At 60.1% G+C, this 17,395-nt stretch carries 15 protein-coding genes; 8 read left to right on the top strand and 7 right to left on the bottom strand.

Translation table 11 applies throughout. The features are described 5' to 3' along the window. Positions 1 to 215 precede the first annotated feature (215 nt). Positions 216 to 2,132 carry a molecular chaperone DnaK gene (gene dnaK / locus J3P97_RS03580; protein WP_434602781.1) on the bottom strand — a complete coding sequence of 639 codons (1,917 nt, stop codon included), beginning with the start codon at positions 2,130 to 2,132 and terminating at the stop codon, positions 216 to 218. 101 nt (positions 2,133 to 2,233) lie between these two features. Next, positions 2,234 to 2,800: a nucleotide exchange factor GrpE gene (grpE, locus tag J3P97_RS03575; RefSeq protein ID WP_181287537.1), complete on the bottom strand. Its 567-nt coding sequence runs from the start codon at positions 2,798 to 2,800 to the stop codon at positions 2,234 to 2,236. Between the two features lie 240 nt (positions 2,801 to 3,040). Here grpE and recN point away from each other — a divergent pair, with 240 nt between their 5' ends. Further along, positions 3,041 to 4,714 carry a DNA repair protein RecN gene (gene recN, locus J3P97_RS03570; RefSeq protein ID WP_434673499.1) on the top strand — a complete coding sequence of 558 codons (1,674 nt, stop codon included), beginning with the start codon at positions 3,041 to 3,043 and terminating at the stop codon, positions 4,712 to 4,714. 74 nt (positions 4,715 to 4,788) lie between these two features. On the opposite strand, the gene fur is transcribed toward recN, so the two are convergent. Then, positions 4,789 to 5,193: a ferric iron uptake transcriptional regulator gene (gene fur / locus J3P97_RS03565; RefSeq protein ID WP_305496921.1), complete on the bottom strand. Its 405-nt coding sequence runs from the start codon at positions 5,191 to 5,193 to the stop codon at positions 4,789 to 4,791. Positions 5,194 to 5,290: 97 nt separating this feature from the next. Here fur and bamE point away from each other — a divergent pair, with 97 nt between their 5' ends. Next, entirely contained in the window at positions 5,291 to 5,818 is a 528-nt protein-coding gene (bamE, locus tag J3P97_RS03560) for an outer membrane protein assembly factor BamE domain-containing protein (RefSeq protein WP_434673498.1), read from the top strand. Positions 5,819 to 5,877: 59 nt separating this feature from the next. Here the strand turns inward: bamE and J3P97_RS03555 are convergent, their stop codons facing one another. Genes J3P97_RS03555 through J3P97_RS03545 form a run of 3 tightly spaced genes read right to left on the bottom strand, consistent with a single transcriptional unit; the run spans position 5,878 to position 8,031 of the window. Beyond that, positions 5,878 to 6,180 (bottom strand): RnfH family protein, encoded by a 303-nt coding sequence (locus tag J3P97_RS03555; RefSeq protein ID WP_434602779.1) that lies wholly within the window; start codon positions 6,178 to 6,180, stop codon positions 5,878 to 5,880. Then, positions 6,177 to 6,620: a type II toxin-antitoxin system RatA family toxin gene (locus J3P97_RS03550; RefSeq protein ID WP_434569862.1), complete on the bottom strand. Its 444-nt coding sequence runs from the start codon at positions 6,618 to 6,620 to the stop codon at positions 6,177 to 6,179. Before J3P97_RS03550 ends, J3P97_RS03555 begins: the two co-directional genes overlap by 4 nt. A gap of 7 nt (positions 6,621 to 6,627) precedes the next feature. Continuing rightward, positions 6,628 to 8,031, bottom strand: a complete 1,404-nt coding sequence (locus tag J3P97_RS03545; RefSeq protein ID WP_305496927.1) for a sodium-dependent transporter — start codon at positions 8,029 to 8,031, stop codon at positions 6,628 to 6,630. A gap of 118 nt (positions 8,032 to 8,149) precedes the next feature. Between J3P97_RS03545 and smpB the strand changes: the two genes are divergently transcribed. Then, the gene (gene smpB, locus J3P97_RS03540) at positions 8,150 to 8,632 is read left to right on the top strand and encodes an SsrA-binding protein SmpB (RefSeq protein ID WP_030139770.1); all 483 of its coding nucleotides are present in this window, start codon (positions 8,150 to 8,152) and stop codon (positions 8,630 to 8,632) included. Between the two features lie 120 nt (positions 8,633 to 8,752). On the opposite strand, the gene J3P97_RS03535 is transcribed toward smpB, so the two are convergent. After that, positions 8,753 to 9,520: an FCD domain-containing protein gene (locus tag J3P97_RS03535; RefSeq protein WP_434673497.1), complete on the bottom strand. Its 768-nt coding sequence runs from the start codon at positions 9,518 to 9,520 to the stop codon at positions 8,753 to 8,755. 263 nt (positions 9,521 to 9,783) lie between these two features. On the opposite strand from J3P97_RS03535, the gene J3P97_RS03530 reads away from it, so the two are divergent. The 5 genes from J3P97_RS03530 to J3P97_RS03510 all read left to right on the top strand — a co-directional run bounded on the left by J3P97_RS03530 (position 9,784) and on the right by J3P97_RS03510 (position 17,381). Further along, positions 9,784 to 11,478: a lactate permease LctP family transporter gene (locus J3P97_RS03530; RefSeq protein WP_434673496.1), complete on the top strand. Its 1,695-nt coding sequence runs from the start codon at positions 9,784 to 9,786 to the stop codon at positions 11,476 to 11,478. Between the two features lie 149 nt (positions 11,479 to 11,627). Then, positions 11,628 to 12,452 (top strand): (Fe-S)-binding protein, encoded by an 825-nt coding sequence (locus J3P97_RS03525; protein WP_434626173.1) that lies wholly within the window; start codon positions 11,628 to 11,630, stop codon positions 12,450 to 12,452. Next, positions 12,449 to 13,906, top strand: a complete 1,458-nt coding sequence (locus J3P97_RS03520) for a LutB/LldF family L-lactate oxidation iron-sulfur protein (protein WP_434673495.1) — start codon at positions 12,449 to 12,451, stop codon at positions 13,904 to 13,906. The genes J3P97_RS03525 and J3P97_RS03520 overlap by 4 nt, the downstream gene beginning before the upstream one ends. Further along, positions 13,903 to 14,574, top strand: coding sequence for a LutC/YkgG family protein (locus J3P97_RS03515; RefSeq protein ID WP_434653721.1), 672 nt, complete (start codon positions 13,903 to 13,905; stop codon positions 14,572 to 14,574). The genes J3P97_RS03520 and J3P97_RS03515 overlap by 4 nt, the downstream gene beginning before the upstream one ends. Beyond that, positions 14,571 to 17,381: an FAD-binding and (Fe-S)-binding domain-containing protein gene (locus J3P97_RS03510; protein ID WP_434673494.1), complete on the top strand. Its 2,811-nt coding sequence runs from the start codon at positions 14,571 to 14,573 to the stop codon at positions 17,379 to 17,381. The genes J3P97_RS03515 and J3P97_RS03510 overlap by 4 nt, the downstream gene beginning before the upstream one ends. The last annotated feature ends 14 nt before the right edge of the window (positions 17,382 to 17,395 follow it).

Below are 17,395 nucleotides of genomic sequence, written 5' to 3'. Positions count from 1 at the left end.
CCCGGACCCAACTCACGTCGATTCAACGATCCTGGTCTCGGCGCATATCGCCCGGAAAGCAGGAGCATTCCCGAACACACCGCCAGCACCCGAACGCTGTCGCATGCTGTAAAAATTCACTGACTCCAGACACGCCAACGCGGGAGCAAGCTCCCGCGCGGCGACATCCTACCAGCCACCGCACAAACGCAGTCAACCGGCCGACCAACAAGCGATTACTTGTTGTCTTTTACTTCTTCGAACTCAGCGTCGACCACGTCATCGGCTTTCTCGGCCGATTCGCCTTGCTGCGCAGCACCTTCAGCTGGCTGGGCCTGCTCGGCATACATCTTCTGGGCCACTGGCGCGGAGACTTTCGACAGCTCTTCGATCTTCGCTTCGATGGCAGCCTTATCGTCGCCTTTGACGGCAGCTTCAAGGGCAACCACGGCGGCTTCGATCGCGGTCTTCTCTTCAGCAGTCACTTTGTCGCCGGCATCGGCAACCATCTTGCGGGTCGAGTGAACCAAGGCGTCGCCCTGGTTACGAGCGCTGGCCAGCTCTTCGAACTTGCGGTCTTCCTCGGCGTTGACTTCAGCGTCGCGAACCATCTGCTGAATTTCTTCCTCGGACAGGCCGGAGTTGGCCTTGATCACGATCGACTGGGTCTTGCCGGTGGCCTTGTCTTTCGCGCCGACGTGCAGGATGCCGTTGGCGTCGATGTCAAAGGTCACTTCGATTTGCGGCACACCGCGTGGAGCCGGTGGAATCTCGGCCAGGTCGAACTTGCCCAAGGACTTGTTCTGGGCCGCTTGCTTACGCTCACCTTGCAGCACGTGGATGGTCACGGCGCTCTGGTTGTCGTCGGCCGTCGAGAACACCTGGGATTTCTTGGTAGGAATCGTGGTGTTTTTCTCGATCAGCGCGGTCATCACGCCGCCCATGGTTTCGATACCCAGGGTCAGCGGGCTGACGTCGAGCAGCAGAACGTCTTTCACGTCGCCGGCCAGAACGGCACCCTGGATGGCAGCACCCATGGCAACGGCTTCGTCCGGGTTCACGTCCTTGCGTGCTTCTTTACCAAAGAAATCGGTTACCAGCTTCTGGACCAGCGGCATACGGGTCTGGCCGCCGACCAGGATCACGTCGTTGATCGAGCCAACGTCGATACCGGCGTCCTTCATCGCAATGCGGCAAGGTTCGATGGTGCGCTGAACCAGGTCTTCTACCAGCGCTTCGAGCTTGGCGCGGGAGATTTTCACGTTCAGGTGCTTCGGACCGGTAGCGTCTGCGGTGATGTACGGCAGGTTCACGTCGGTCGACTGGCTCGAGGACAGTTCGATCTTGGCTTTCTCAGCGGCCTCTTTCAGACGCTGCATGGCCAGCGGGTCACCCTTGAGGTTCATGCCGCTTTCTTTCTTGAACTCATCGACGAGGTAGTCGATCAGGCGGATGTCGAAGTCTTCACCACCGAGGAATGTATCGCCGTTGGTTGCCAATACTTCGAACTGGTGCTCGCCGTCGACTTCGGCAATTTCGATCACGGAAACGTCGAAAGTACCGCCACCCAGGTCATAAACGATCACGGTGTGATCGCCTTTGGCCTTGTCCATACCGTAGGCCAGAGCGGCTGCGGTTGGTTCGTTGATGATACGTTTCACGTCCAGGCCAGCGATGCGGCCGGCGTCTTTGGTCGCCTGGCGCTGGCTGTCGTTGAAGTACGCAGGAACGGTAATGACCGCTTCAGTCACTGGCTCGCCGAGGTAGTCTTCGGCGGTTTTCTTCATTTTCTTCAGGATTTCAGCCGAGATCTGTGGCGGCGCCATTTTCTGGCCGTTCACTTCAACCCATGCGTCGCCGTTGTCAGCCTTGGCGATTTTGTACGGCACCATCTTGATGTCTTTCTGCACGACTTCTTCGTCGAACTTGCGACCGATCAGACGCTTCACCGCGTACAGGGTGTTATGCGGATTGGTCACAGCCTGACGCTTGGCGGACTGACCCACCAGGATCTCGCCGTCGTTGGCGTAAGCGATGATCGACGGCGTGGTACGCGCGCCTTCAGCATTCTCGATGACTTTAGCCTTGCCGTTTTCCAGCACGGAGACGCACGAGTTGGTGGTCCCCAGGTCGATACCGATAATCTTGCCCATGTTAACTCTCCCGGAACTTGAATTTTTTTGCCGCAGCAGTGGTGGCTAACTGCGGTAGTACTTAAACGCTTGACTTCTTAATGGGGCCGTTGCGCCCGATTTCAAGCCTGCTCATCGATAGAAGGCGAAACCGGCGCCGGCGCCTTGCTGACCACAACCATGGCCGGGCGCAGCAAGCGGCCGTTGAGCAGGTAGCCCTTCTGGAACACTTTCAGCACGCTGTTCGGCTCGACGTCGGCACTTTCCTGCATCGCCATGGCCTGGTGATGCTCGGCGTTGAAGGGTTCACCGTGGGGATCGATCGCTTCGAGCTGATAACGCTTGAGGGTGTCCTGGAACATTTTCAGCGTCAGCTCGATGCCTTCACGCATCGGACGGATGTTCTCGTCGTCCGGGTTGGACAGCTCCAGGCCGCGCTCCAGGCTGTCGATGATCGGCAGCAGGTCGCCGGCGAAACGCTCCAGGGCGAATTTGTGGGCCTTTTCCACGTCTTGCTCGGCGCGGCGGCGGACATTCTGCAGGTCGGCTGCTACGCGCAACGCCTGATCCTGAGCACCGGCCAGTTGCTCTTCGAGCACTTGTACACGAGCCGACAGGTCTTCGCCCGAATCCTGGGGAGCCTGATTGGCGTCTAGATTTTGCGTATCCTGCGTCTGTTCGTCAGCCATAGATTTCTCCTTTCAACTTCGTCCGCGAGCTCGACTCGCGCTTCTGCCCCGGTATATGGGGCCACGTTTTTCAGCTTCAAGGGCCGCGCGACGAATTAACCTTACAAAAAACAGCTGCATATCATTCCCAGCCGCGCTAAAAAAACACGCAATCCAAGCAAATCGAGCTAAGGCCAGGCATTGTCAGTTCGCGACAAAACACTGTATAAATAACCAGACCTAATGCCTGGGAGCGGCCTTATGCTGGTGCACCTGTCCGTACACAACTACGCCATCGTCGAACATCTCGACCTCGAACTCGACCGGGGCATGAGCGTGATTACCGGTGAAACCGGCGCTGGCAAATCGATCATGCTCGATGCCCTCGGGCTGACCCTGGGTGATCGTGCCGACAGCGGCGTGGTGCGCCCCGGCGCAGACAAGGCCGACATCTTGGCAACTTTCGACCTGGTCGACATTCCCGAAGCCAGTGCGTGGCTGGCCGAACGGGACCTGGACACCGACGGCCTATGCATCCTGCGCCGGGTCATCACCGCCGAAGGTCGCTCCCGCGGCTATATCAATGGCGCCCCTTGCCCGCTGGGTGATCTGAAAGCACTCGGCGAACTGCTGATCGATATTCACAGCCAGCACGAACACCAGTCCCTGCTCAAGACCGATACCCATCGCCGTCTGCTCGACGAATACGCCGGAGCCACTGACCTGGCCCGCCAGGTTCACCTGGCAGCCCAACGCTGGCGCCAGACCCGGCAGGAGCTGGACCGACTCGCCAATTCCGGCGACGAGCAACGCGCCCGCCACCAACTCTTGAGCTACCAGCTCGAAGAGCTGGAGAACCTGGCCCTAGGTGAAAACGAACTGGAGGAGCTGGAACAGGAACACAAGAACCTGACCAACGCCGAAGCACTGCTGGGCGTCTGCCGCCAGGTAGTCGAACAATGCAGCGAAAGCGACTCGGGCAATGTGCTCAGCGCATTGACGGCGAGCCTGAACCGGCTCTCCAGCGTCAGCAATTCGGTAGGCGCCCTGAGCGAGGCCAGCAACCTGCTGACCAGCGCACAGATCCAGGTCGAGGAAGCCGTCGGAGAACTGAACCGGTTCCTGGATCATTTCGATGCCGACCCCGCGCGCCTGCAATACCTGGAAGAACGCCTGGACACTATCTATACGCTTGCACGCAAGCACCGCGTCCAGCCAACCGAAGTCGTCGAACTGCAGCAACGCCTGCTGGAAGAATTGGAGACCCTGAACGCCAACGACGAATCCATCGAGCGACTCGCAGATGAACTGGCTTCCTACGCGCGGCATTACCAGGAAAAGGCCAGGGAACTCAGCGAACTGCGCCGCAAGGCCGCCACCGGCCTGGCCGGTGCCGTGGAGCAGGAAATCCAGCGTCTTGGCATGCCAGGCGGCCGATTTACCATCGAACTGCACCCCAACGCCGGCGACGAGCTTCAACCCAATGGCTTGGAACAAGTGGAGCTACTGGTCAGTGCCAACCCCGGGCAACCGCTCAAGGCGCTGGCAAAAGTGGCGTCCGGCGGTGAGTTGTCGCGCATCAGCCTGGCCATCCAGGTCATCACGGCGCAGACATCCCGTGTACCGACATTGGTCTTCGACGAAGTCGACGTGGGCATTGGCGGCCCGACAGCGGAGATCGTCGGTCAATTGCTGCGCAGGCTGGGTGAGCGCGGGCAGGTATTGACGGTGACTCACCTGCCTCAGGTCGCAGCCCAAGGCCACCAGCATTTGTTCGTGCATAAGGTGCGTGGCGAAGACGCGACTCGCACCGCCGTCTCCAAGCTCGACAAGAACGAGCGCGTGGAAGAAGTGGCACGGATGCTGGGAGGCATCGACCTGACCAAGGAATCCCTGGCCCATGCCAAAAAAATGGTGGTTGCGGCAAAAAGCTGAAAGCGCTGTAAAGCAAGAAGGCGACCCGAGGGTCGCCTTCTTTCGTTTTGCGGGCTTTCGCCTACGTGACGAACTTACTTGCGCTTGCGGACATGCAAGACGAGATGGTGATCGATCAAATCGAAGCCATACTCGTCAGCAATCGCCTTTTGCAGCTTCTCGATTTCAGGACTGACGAACTCGATTACCTCGCGAGTCTCTACATCCACCATGTGGTCATGGTGCTCCCCGTCCGCCAATTCGAAGACAGCATGACCGCCATCAAAATTATGACGAGCCACCAGTCCCGCCGCCTCGAATTGGGTCAATACACGGTAAACCGTGGCCAGACCGACGTCCTCGCCAGCTTCCATGAGCGCCTTGTAGACGTCTTCGGCACTCATGTGGCGTTGCTCGGCGGAATCGAGCATTTGCAGAATCTTGACCCTTGGCAGGGTCACTTTGAGGCCGGCTTTGCGTAGTTCGCTATTTTCAACCATGGTCAGCTTTCTCGCGATGCTGCTTCGCAGCTTCTCTTAATGCGGGTATGATCGGCGTTTACGTTGTCCCAGCCAAGATAGTGGAAGTCGCCCACCGATGCAAAACACCAAGCTCTTGCTAACCAGTTTCACCTTCGTGGGACTGCTCGCACTCGCCGGTTGTTCATTCCCCGGGGTTTACAAAATCGACATCCAGCAGGGCAATGTCGTCACGCAGGACATGATAGACCAGTTACGCCCGGGAATGACCCGTCGGCAAGTACGGTTTATCATGGGCAACCCCCTGCTGACCGACACGTTCCATGCCGATCGCTGGGATTACCTGTACAGCCTGCAGCCAGGCGGTGGTGAACGGCAACAGGAACGCATCAGCGTTATCTTCAATGCCAATGACCAACTTGTCAGCCTGTCGGGTGATTTCATGCCTGGTGTGAGCCGCGATGAGGCCATTATGGGCAAGGACAGCGGTACGACCGTCACCGACCCGGCCCAGAATGCCGAACAGCCGAAACCGGAAAAACCGGCCAAGCCAGGTTCGTTGCTGGATCAGATCCAGAAGGATGTGGACAACGTCGAGACCGTACCTGTCCCGACGCCCGAGCCTCTGGACACCTCGCCGCAATAAATTGCGACAACAAAAAACCCGGCATGCCGGGTTTTTTATTGCCTGTAATTAGCCGTTGCTTACTGATCCGCCTGACGCGCCTGGGCAGCCTTGGCCGCTCGCAGACGACGAATTTCTTTCGGATCAGCCAGCAACGGTCGATAGATTTCGAGCCGATCACAAGCTTGCACCGCTTGCTGATCCGGATCGGCGACCACCTTGCCAAAAATACCGATCGGACACGCGCTCAAGTCCAGCTGCGGAAAGTCCTCGGCAATACCCGACGCCAACAGCGCAACGCGAACGCTGGTACCTTCGGGCACTGCAAACGTGCGCAAGACCTGGCGGTCGACGCTGGCATGCACCACTTCGATTTCGATCAACGCTTGAGCTCGGCGTTCTGTTTGGCGCGTTGGCAGAACGCATCGACCAGCGTATTGGCCGCCTGGTTGAACAGCGGCCCCAAGGTCGCCCGCACGATTGGCCCCGCGTAGTCGAACGAGAGATCCAGGCTGATCTTGCAGGCCTTTTCCCCGAGCGGCTTGAACACCCAGACACCATGGAGCTGATTGAACGGCCCCTCTTCGAGGTTCATTTCGATCGACTGCCCCGGCACCAAGGTGTTACGCGTGACAAAGTGCTGGCTCAATCCGCCCTTGGCCACATTGAGACTGGCGCGCATGTGGGTATCGGAGCTTTCAAGCACCTCGGCGGACGAGCACCAGGGCAGGAACTCCGGATAACTCGCCACATCGTTGACCAGGTCGTACAGCGCCTGCGCCGGGTAGGGCAGCAAGGCCGAGCGTTGAATATGTGTCGTCATGTAAGCGTCACTTCCACAGCTGGGCGGCAAACACTACCAGGATGCCGATGGGCGCCACATAGCGCATCAAGAACAGACTCAAGGCGAACACCACCGGGCTGCGCAGCGACAGTTCATCACGCACCGCGTCACGCCCCATGATCCACCCTGCAAACACCACGAAACACAATCCGCCCAAAGGCAGCATGATCCGCGACGTGAAGAAATCAATCACTCCGAAGAAATCCAGCCCTCCGGTCGCTCCCCACTGATAGAGGTGGAACAGACCGCCTTCGTTCACGAAAAACTTTGCCTGCTTCCATATATTGAAGGAAAACACCGTGCCCAATCCTACGAACCAGCAGGTGAAGGCCAGCCAGAAAGTGACCCAGGCGCGGCTCAGGCGGGTACGTTCAACCAGGTAAGCGACCATCGGTTCGAGCAAGGAAATGGCCGAACTCCAGGCAGCGACTGCCACCAGGACAAAAAACACCACGCCCATGACCTGGCCGAACGGCATGCTGCCGAAGGCGAAAGGCAGGCTGACGAACATCAGCCCCGGCCCTTCACTCGGGTTCAGGCCTGCGGCGAAGACAATCGGGAACAATGCCACCCCCGCCAGCAGCGACACGAAGGTATCCAGCAACGCAACACCGAAGACAGTCCTGGTCAGCGAGGCATTCTTGGGCATGTAGGCGCCGTAGATCATGATCGAGCCGACGCCAACGCTCAGGGAGAAAAACGCATGCCCCATGGCCGGCAGCAGCCCGTCCATGACTTTCTCCGGCTGGAAGTCGAACATGAAATGCACGCCCTCCATGAAATGTCCGGTGGTCATGCTGTAGCCCAGCAGCACCAGGATCATCACGAACAGCAGCGGCATCATGATCCGCAGGCTGCGCTCAAGCCCGGCGACCACGCCTCGGGCGATCACTACGGCCGAGAGCACCATGAAAAGCGTGTGCCAAAGTGTCAGCCTCCAGGGGTCGGCGATCACATTGCCGAAGTAGGCGCCGACCTGATCGGGCGTCGCCCCCTGGAAATCTCCCCGGCCCATATCGATGATGTAATCCAGGGACCAGCCGCCAACCACACTGTAGAAAGAAAGAATCAACAGTGCCGTGACCATTCCGGCGAACGCGCCCCACGACCACCTGGCCGAATGGCCCGCCTCCGTCGCCAGCACCTTCAAGGCATTGGCCGGGCTTTGCCGGGCGCGACGACCGATCAGTGTTTCGGCCAACATGACCGGCGCACCGATCAGGGCGATGCATGCCAGGAACATCAATACGAAGGCACCGCCGCCGTAGACGCCGACCATGTACGGAAACTTCCAGATACTACCCAGCCCCACGGCCGAACCGGTCGCAGCGAATATGAAGACCCAGCGGCTAGCCCAACTGCCGTGGACAGAAACCTTGTCTGTCGACATCGTGATCACGCCCAAGCGTTCAAAAAAGAGGCCGCATTGTCCGGGATTCATTCAACCTGCTCAAGCATGCTGCTTCACCGTAGCCGACACGCACGCAACTGCCTATAATGCCGCCCCTATGGCTAAACAGAAGAAACACCCCACAGGGACCATCGCGCAAAACAAAAAGGCGCGACACGATTACTTCATCGAACAGCGTTTCGAGGCTGGCATGGTCCTGGCCGGCTGGGAAGTAAAAAGCTTGCGTGCCGGCAAGGCGCAACTGGTCGACAGTTACGTCCTGCTCAAGGACGGTGAAGCCTGGCTGCTGGGCAGCCACATCACGCCGCTGACCACCGCCAGCACCCATGTCATTGCCGATCCTGTGCGCTCGCGCAAACTGCTGCTCAATAAGCGGGAGCTGGAGAAGCTCTTCGCCTCCGTGCAGCAGAAGGGTTATGCCTGCGTCTGTACCTCGCTGTACTGGAGCAAGCATTTGATCAAGTGCGAAATTGCACTGGGCAAGGGCAAGAAGGAATACGACAAGCGCGACACCGAGCGCGAACGCGATGCCGGGCGCGAGTTGCAGCGCGCGGTGCGTAACAAGGGCAAGGAAGACTAGCCCAACCGCGAGCCACTGTGGGAGCGAGCTTGCTCGCGATGGCATCGGCATATCTTGCATTGATGTGTCAGACAGACCGCCATCGCGAGCAAGCTCGCTCCCACACGATCCGCAACAGGGCTACATCCCCTTGCGCCGCTCCGCCCGGGCAACCCGCTGCACTTCCTGACGCACCTCTTCCAGCACCTCCTGCACATACAGGATATGTCGGCTGGAAACCTCCCGCGCCAACTCGGCGTGACCATTCATGATGGCTTGATACAATTCCCGATGCTGACTGATCAGCATGTCGCGGGTCTCGCTACGCTGTTTGTACATGCCGCCGATATTGGTCACCACATTGCGCTTGAGCAGGTCGAACAAGCCGCGAATGGTGTGCAGCAAAACCGCGTTATGACTGGCCTCGGCGATCGCCAGATGAAAGCGCGCATCCGCCGCGCCCTCCTCCGCCCGACTCACCTGTTCGTGACGCGAGTAACAATCCTGCAACTCATCGAACGCCGCTGTCAGCCGCTCGCGATCGACCTCGGTAGCCCGCAATGCTGCGTAATAAGCGCAGGACGCCTCCAAGGTATGCCGGAACTCCAATAGATCACGCTGTGCTTCGGGATTGCTTTCCAGGAGCTGCAGCAGCGGATCACTGAACGTCGAGCCCAGCGACTCCACCACATAGTTGCCGCCGCCCTGACGACTGATCAGCAAACCCTTGGCCGTCAGCTTCTGGATCGCCTCACGCAACGAAGGGCGTGACACACCGAACTGCTCGGCCAGGGTCCGTTCGGCCGGCAATCGCTCGCCGGACTTCAACGTGCCCTCGAGGATCATGCCTTCAAGCCGCTCGACAATATCGTCAGACAAACGGCGCTGACGAATCTGATCAAACCCCATAACTCGATTCTCCACGGTCCCGACGGCTCGCCGGGCTCTCTATTCTGGCCCATCCGGGCCTCGTCCACACCCAACAAAAAATATTAATGCCAGCAGATCAGATGTCATCTGCACCGCTTATTCGACGAAAGTTTCAAAGCGGCAAATTGACACACGACGACCAAGGCTTTTACCCTAGCCGACAGCGCTTGTAAATTGGTATTACCAATGACCCAAAACCGCTGACCAGTGCCTGACCAACAACAATTAGGGGCTCACCCAATATGCAAACCTGGCAACAGCTTTACAGCCCGCTCGGCAGCCTAGGCTTGTCCGCACTCGCGGCCGTCATTCCCATCGTGTTTTTCTTCCTCGCCCTGGCGGTGTTTCGCCTCAAGGGGCACGTGGCGGGCAGCATCACCCTGGCCTTGGCGATTGCCGTCGCGATCTTCGCTTTCCAGATGCCGGCCGACATGGCGTTTGCGGCCGCCGGCTATGGCTTTGCCTATGGTCTTTGGCCGATTGCCTGGATCATCGTCGCCGCCGTGTTTCTCTACAAACTGACCGTCAAGAGCGGCCAGTTCGAAATCATCCGCAGCTCGGTGCTGTCGATTACCGATGACCAACGCCTGCAAGTGTTGCTGATCGGCTTCTGCTTCGGCGCATTCCTGGAAGGTGCCGCCGGTTTCGGCGCTCCCGTCGCGATTACCGCCGCGCTGCTGGTCGGCCTGGGTTTCAACCCGCTCTACGCCGCCGGCCTGTGCCTGATCGCCAACACCGCTCCGGTAGCCTTCGGCGCACTGGGGATTCCGATTATCGTTGCGGGCCAGGTCACCGGGATCGACGCCTTCAAGATCGGCGCCATGACCGGTCGCCAGCTGCCATTGCTGTCGCTGTTCGTGCCGTTCTGGCTGGTGTTCATGATGGACGGCCTACGCGGTGTGCGGGAAACCTGGCCGGCTGCCCTGGTGGCGGGCTTGAGTTTCGCCATCACCCAGTACTTCACTTCGAACTTCATCGGCCCGGAACTGCCGGACATCACGTCGGCCCTGGCCAGCCTGGTATCCCTGACGCTGTTCCTGAAAATCTGGCAGCCCAAGCGTACCGCCGGTGCCCAGATTGCCGGCGCAACCTCCAGCGCAGCGATCACCGCCAGCGTCGGCGGTTTCGGCCAGCCGCGCAGTACCGTGGCTTCGCCCTACAGCCTGGCGGAAATCATCAAGGCCTGGTCACCGTTCCTGATCCTGACCGTGCTGGTGACCATCTGGACCCTGAAGCCCTTCAAGGCGATGTTCGCCGCCGGTGGCTCGATGTATGGCTGGGTATTCAACTTCGCGATCCCGCACTTGGATCAACTGGTCATCAAGGTCGCCCCTATCGTGATCAACCCCACGGCGATTCCGGCGGTGTTCAAGCTCGATCCGATTTCGGCCACCGGCACGGCGATTTTCTTCTCGGCACTCATCTCGATGATCGTCTTGAAGATCAACTTCAGAACTGGTCTTACCACTTTGAAAGAGACCTTCTACGAACTGCGCTGGCCTATCCTATCCATCGGCATGGTGCTGGCATTCGCCTTCGTCACCAACTTCTCGGGCATGTCATCAACCATGGCCCTGGTATTGGCCGGAACTGGCGCAGCGTTCCCGTTCTTCTCGCCATTCCTCGGCTGGCTGGGCGTGTTCCTGACCGGCTCCGATACTTCCTCCAATGCGCTGTTCGGCTCGCTGCAAGCGACAACCGCGCACCAGATCGGTGTCAACGACACATTGCTCGTGGCAGCCAATACCAGTGGCGGCGTCACCGGCAAAATGATTTCGCCGCAATCGATCGCCGTAGCCTGCGCGGCAACCGGCCTGGTGGGCAAGGAATCGGATCTGTTCCGTTTCACCCTGAAACACAGCCTATTCTTTGCAACGATCGTCGGCTTGATCACGTTGGCCCAGGCCTACTGGTTCACCGGCATGCTGGTTCACTGAGTTCTACACGAAACATTAAAAACCCGACGCTGAAACGTGATTCGGCGTCCGCTATTCACCACCGGGTCTGCAAGGCTGCTGAAAGATTTCCTCTCTATATTCAGCAGCCTCAGCAGACGGATAACCGGGACCACCCGGAGACACGCCTGATGAGCGAGCTTTTTTACAACGCCGTGCCGAACGCGACCCGAGTCGCCCCGCCATTGCCTGAGCCGCGCCAGTATCCCAGCGAGAAACCCCGACGGGTCTATCTGTTCGGAACCTGCGTGGTGGATCTGTTCTACCCCGAAGCAGGGATGGACGCGATTCATCTGCTTGAGCGTGAAGGCATCCAGGTCGACTACCCGCAAGGCCAGACGTGCTGCGGGCAACCGGCCTACACCTCGGGGTATACCGAGCAGGCGCGGACGGTGGCGCGAGCGCAACTGGCCCTGTTTGCCGGGGATTATCCGGTGGTCGTGCCGTCGGGCTCGTGTGCCGGCATGCTGCGTGAACATTACGCCGACCTGTTCAAGGACGAACCGCAAATGCTCAAACAGGTCCAGGCCCTGGCGGCCAGGACCTATGAGCTGGCCGAGTTCCTGCTGTTCGTGTGCAAGGTGCGGTTGAATGACAGTGGCGCGCCGGTGAAGGTCGCGCTGCATACGTCCTGCTCGGCACGACGGGAAATGAATACGCACCTGCATGGCCGTGCGTTGTTGGCACAGCTGCGCAACGTGGAGCGGGTCGACCACAGCCACGAAAGTGAATGCTGCGGTTTTGGTGGGACGTTCAGCGTTCGCATGCCGGATATTTCCGGCGCGATGGTGGCCGACAAGACCCGCGCGCTGAAGGAGTCCGGCGCGCATCAGGTGGTCAGCGCCGACTGCGGTTGCCTGATGAACATCAACGGCGCACTGGAAAAACAGCGCGAAGCGCTACGCGGCCAGCATCTGGCGAGCTTCCTCTGGCAGCGTACCGGAGGTGTCGCATGAGTACGCCGACGCTGATTCCGACCGTTGCAGTGCAGGAAGATTTTCGCGCTCGCGCCCACAAGGCGCTGGACGACACGCAACTGCGAAACAACTTTCGCAGCGCGATGGATTCACTGATGACAAAACGGGCAACGTCCTTCAGCGATGCCCACGAAAGAGAACACCTGCGGGTGCTGGGCAATGCTGTCCGCGCCCGCGCGTTATCCAAGCTGCCCGACCTGCTCGAGCAACTTGAAGCCAACCTGACCCGCAACGGTGTGAACGTGCACTGGGCGGAAACGGTGGACGAGGCCAACGGCATCGTCCTCTCGATCATCCGCGCTCACGAGGCGCGGCAAGTGATCAAGGGCAAATCGATGGTCAGCGAAGAGATGGAGATGAACCATTTCCTCGAGGCTCGGGACATTGAATGTCTCGAATCCGATATGGGGGAATACATCGTCCAGCTCGACCACGAGAAGCCTTCACACATAATCATGCCGGCAATCCACAAGAATGCCGGTCAGGTCGCGTCCTTGTTCCACGACAAACTTGGCGTGGAGTACACCAAGGACGTCGACCAACTCATTCAGATCGGTCGCAAGGTCTTGCGGCAGAAATTCTTCGAAGCCGACGTCGGCGTTTCTGGTGTCAACTTCGCCGTTGCCGAAACCGGCACGCTGCTGCTGGTGGAAAACGAAGGCAACGGGCGGATGTCGACCACCGTGCCACCGGTGCACATTGCGGTGACCGGCATTGAAAAAGTCGTGGAGAACCTGCGGGACGTCGTGCCGCTGCTCTCGCTGCTGACCCGCTCGGCGCTGGGTCAGCCGATCACCACCTACGTCAACATGATCTCCGGCCCGCGCAAGGCAAACGAACTGGACGGGCCGCAGGAAGTTCACCTGGTCCTGCTCGACAACGGTCGCAGCCAGGCGTTTGCCGACAGTGAGCTGCGCCAGACCCTGAACTGCATTCGCTGCGGCGCCTGTATGAACCATTGCCCGGTCTACACGCGAATCGGCGGTCATGCCTACGGCGAGGTTTACCCGGGACCTATCGGAAAAATCATCACGCCGCACATGGTCGGCCTGGCCAAGGTGCCAGATCACCCGAGCGCGTCTTCGCTGTGCGGTGCCTGCGGCGAAGTGTGCCCGGTGAAGATTCCGATCCCGGCCCTGCTACGACGGCTGCGAGAAGAAAACGTCAAGGCGCCGGACAGCCCCAACCCGGTCATGCGCGGCCAAGGCAGTAAATACTCGGCCAAGGAGCGCTTCATCTGGAATGCCTGGGCCCGGCTCAACAGCTCGCCACGGCTGTACCGGCTGTTCGCTTTCCTCGCCACGCGCCTGCGCGGCCTGGCGCCGCAGAATGTCGGCCCCTGGACCCAGAACCACAGCGCCCCGAAACCCGCCGCCCGCTCGTTGCATGACCTGGCCCGCGACCACCTGACCCCGCAGGGAGACCGCCGATGAGCGCCAAGGAAAATATCCTCGCCAAGCTGCGTAAAAGCCTGACCGGCACCACGCCCGTTGCCGACAACTACGACGTCGAACTGGTGACACAGACCTACCGCTACGCGCCCGAGGAACGCATTCCACAACTGCGCAAGCTGATGGAAGCGGTGCACACCGAAATTCACCTGACGTCCGGCGAAGCCTGGCCGACGCTGCTGGCGCAACTGCTGCGCGACCGGCAACTGCCGAGCCTGCTGATCGCACCGACAACGCCCCACGGGCAAAAAATCGTACAGTTCTGGGCGAACAATCCTGGCCTTCCTGCGCTCAAGGCCTACGATCGGCCGGTGGAGGAATGGAAAGCCGAGCTGTTTAACGATACGCCCGCCAGCCTGACCGGCACCCTCGGAGCCATCGCCGCAACCGGTAGCCTGATTCTCTGGCCGACGCGGGAAGAACCGCGCCTGATGAGCCTCGTCCCGCCGGTGCACTTCGCCTTGCTCAAGGCCAGCGAAATCCGTGACAACTTTTATGAAGTGCAGCAGGAATTCGAATGGGCCCAAGGCATGCCGACCAACGCCCTGTTGGTGTCGGGCCCGTCAAAGACCGCCGACATCGAGCAGGTCCTGGCCTACGGCGCCCATGGTCCAAAGGATCTGGTGGTATTGATCCTGGAGGACCAATGACGCTTCCGGCCCCTTTCCTGCGCGACGTACACCAACTGATCCCGCAAAAACGACGCTTCGACGACCCGTTGTCGACCCTGGCCTTCGGCACCGATGCGAGCTTCTATCGGCTGATTCCGAAACTGGTGGTACGCGTCGAAAGCGAAGACGAAGTCATCGCCCTGCTGCAACTGGCCCAGCGCGACCGGGTTCCGGTGACCTTCCGTGCGGCGGGCACCAGCCTGTCCGGCCAGGCCATCAGCGACTCAGTGCTGATTGTGCTCGGGGACAACTGGAACGGCCGGGAAATTCGCGAGCAAGGCACACAGATCCGTTTGCAACCCGGCGTGATCGGCGCCCAGGCCAACGCCTGGCTGGCCCCGTTCGGGCGCAAGATCGGCCCGGATCCGGCGTCGATCAATGCCTGCAAGATTGGCGGCATCGTCGCCAACAACGCCAGCGGCATGTGCTGCGGCACGGCGCAGAATACCTATCACACCCTGGCCGGCATTCGCCTGGTGCTCGCCGATGGCACGCGCCTGGACACCGAAGACGCCGCCAGCGTGGCGGCATTCAGGGCGAGCCACGGCGAACTGCTGGAGCGGCTGGCAACCCTTGGCCGCGAGACACGCGCCAACACGGAGCTCGCCGCCCGAATTCGCCACAAGTACCGTCTGAAAAATACCACCGGCCTGTCGCTCAATGCCCTGGTGGATTTCGACGAGCCGGTGGATATCCTCAGCCACCTGCTGGTGGGCTCTGAAGGCACGCTGGGATTCATCAGCGCGGTGACCTACAACACCGTTATCGACCACCCGAACAAAGCCTCGGCACTGATCGTCTTTCCGGATGTGGAGACCTGCTGCAACGCCGTGACCGTACTGAAAAGCCAGCCGGTCTCCGCCGTTGAGCTGCTGGACCGCCGCAGCCTGCGCTCGGTGCAGGACAAGCCGGGCATGCCGGATTTCGTACAGCACCTGTCGAGCAATGCCTGCGCGTTGCTGATCGAATCCCGCGCCGCTTCGTCATCGTTACTACAGGAACAACTGGCCCGGATCATGGCTTCTCTGGCGGCTTTCCCGGTAGAAAGGCAAGTCGACTTCACCGAGGACCCGCGAGAAAACGCCCGCCTGTGGGCCATCCGCAAAGACACCTTCCCCGCCGTAGGCGCGGTGCGCAAGACCGGAACCACGGTCATCATCGAAGACGTGACCTTCCCGGTCGAGCAACTGGCCGCTGGCGTGAATCGCCTGATCGCCCTGTTTGACAAACATCACTACGACGAAGCGATCCTTTTCGGACACGCACTGGAAGGCAATCTGCACTTTGTCTTCACCCAAGGCTTCAACAGCACTGAAGAAGTCGCACGCTACCAGGCGTTCATGGATGACGTAGCGCAACTGGTGGCGGTGGAATTCGGCGGCTCGCTGAAAGCCGAACACGGCACCGGCCGCAACATGGCACCGTTCGTTGAGCTGGAATGGGGCACTGATGCCTATCAACTGATGTGGCAGCTCAAGCGTTTGCTCGACCCCAACGGCATCCTCAACCCGGACGTGGTGCTCAGCGAGGACCCACAGATCCACCTCAAGCACCTCAAGCCATTGCCGGCGGCCGATGAAATAGTCGACAAGTGCATCGAGTGCGGCTTCTGCGAGCCGGTGTGTCCCTCCAAGGACCTGACCTTGAGCCCGCGCCAGCGCATCGTGATCTGGCGCGACATTCAAGCGAAAAAGCGCGCCGGTATTGATACCTCCGAGCTGGAAACGGCCTATCAATACCAGGGCATCGACACCTGTGCCGCCACCGGGCTGTGCGCTCAACGCTGCCCTGTAGGCATCAATACTGGCGAGCTGGTGAAAAAACTCCGCAGCCGCACTGCGACGCGTACGAAAACCGCCGATTGGCTTGCGGGCAATTTCGCCACTGCGCTGCAAGGCGCGCGCTTTACCCTGCACGTCGCCAACGGTGCGCGTATGATGTTGGGAGCGCCGCGCCTGGCACGCTTGTCCGCCGGACTGACGCGGCTGTCCAAAGGACAGGTCCCGCAGTGGACCAACGCCATGCCGCAGCCAGAAAGGGCCATTCGATTCAGCCCCAGCGTGTCGGACGAACGACCGAGGGTGGTTTATCTGGCGGCCTGCGTGTCGCGGGTCATGGGCCCGGCGGCAGGGGACAAAGAACAGATGTCGTTACACGACAAGACCCGCGGGCTGCTGGAAAAAGCCGGTTACCAAGTCGTTTTCCCGGACAACGTAGACAGCCTCTGCTGCGGCCAGCCCTTTGCATCCAAAGGCTACGCCGAACAGGCCGAGCACAAGCGCCAGGAGCTGATCGGCGCGCTGCTGCACGCCAGCCGTGGCGGGCTCGACCCGATCTACTGCGACACCAGCCCATGCACCCTGCGCCTGGTTCAAGACCTGGGTGAGGTACGTCTGGACCTTTACGACCCGGTGCGTTTCATTCGCACGCACCTAATGGATCGCCTCGACTTCACGCCTCAAGAGGCGCCCATTGCGGTGCACGTCACCTGCAGCACGCAGCACCTTGGCGAAAGCCAGGCGTTGATTGATCTGGCGCGCAGGTGCAGCAAAAACGTGGTCATCCCGGAAGGCATCCATTGCTGCGGATTTGCCGGGGACAAAGGCTTCACCACGCCGGAACTGAACGCCCATTCGTTGCGCACGCTGAAGGGCGCGGTAGAGCATTGCAGCGAAGGAATCTCCACCAGCCGGACCTGTGAGATCGGTCTTACGCAACACGGTGCGATTGATTACCACGGGCTGGTTTATCTGGTCGACCGAGTGACACGGGCCAGGGCGATGTGAAAAAAATAGAACCC

Source organism: Pseudomonas sp. R1-15, from assembly GCF_051132085.1.
Taxonomy (GTDB): domain Bacteria; phylum Pseudomonadota; class Gammaproteobacteria; order Pseudomonadales; family Pseudomonadaceae; genus Aquipseudomonas.
Note: the sequence above shows the minus strand (reverse complement) of the source record. Positions and strands in the feature narration are given on the sequence as shown.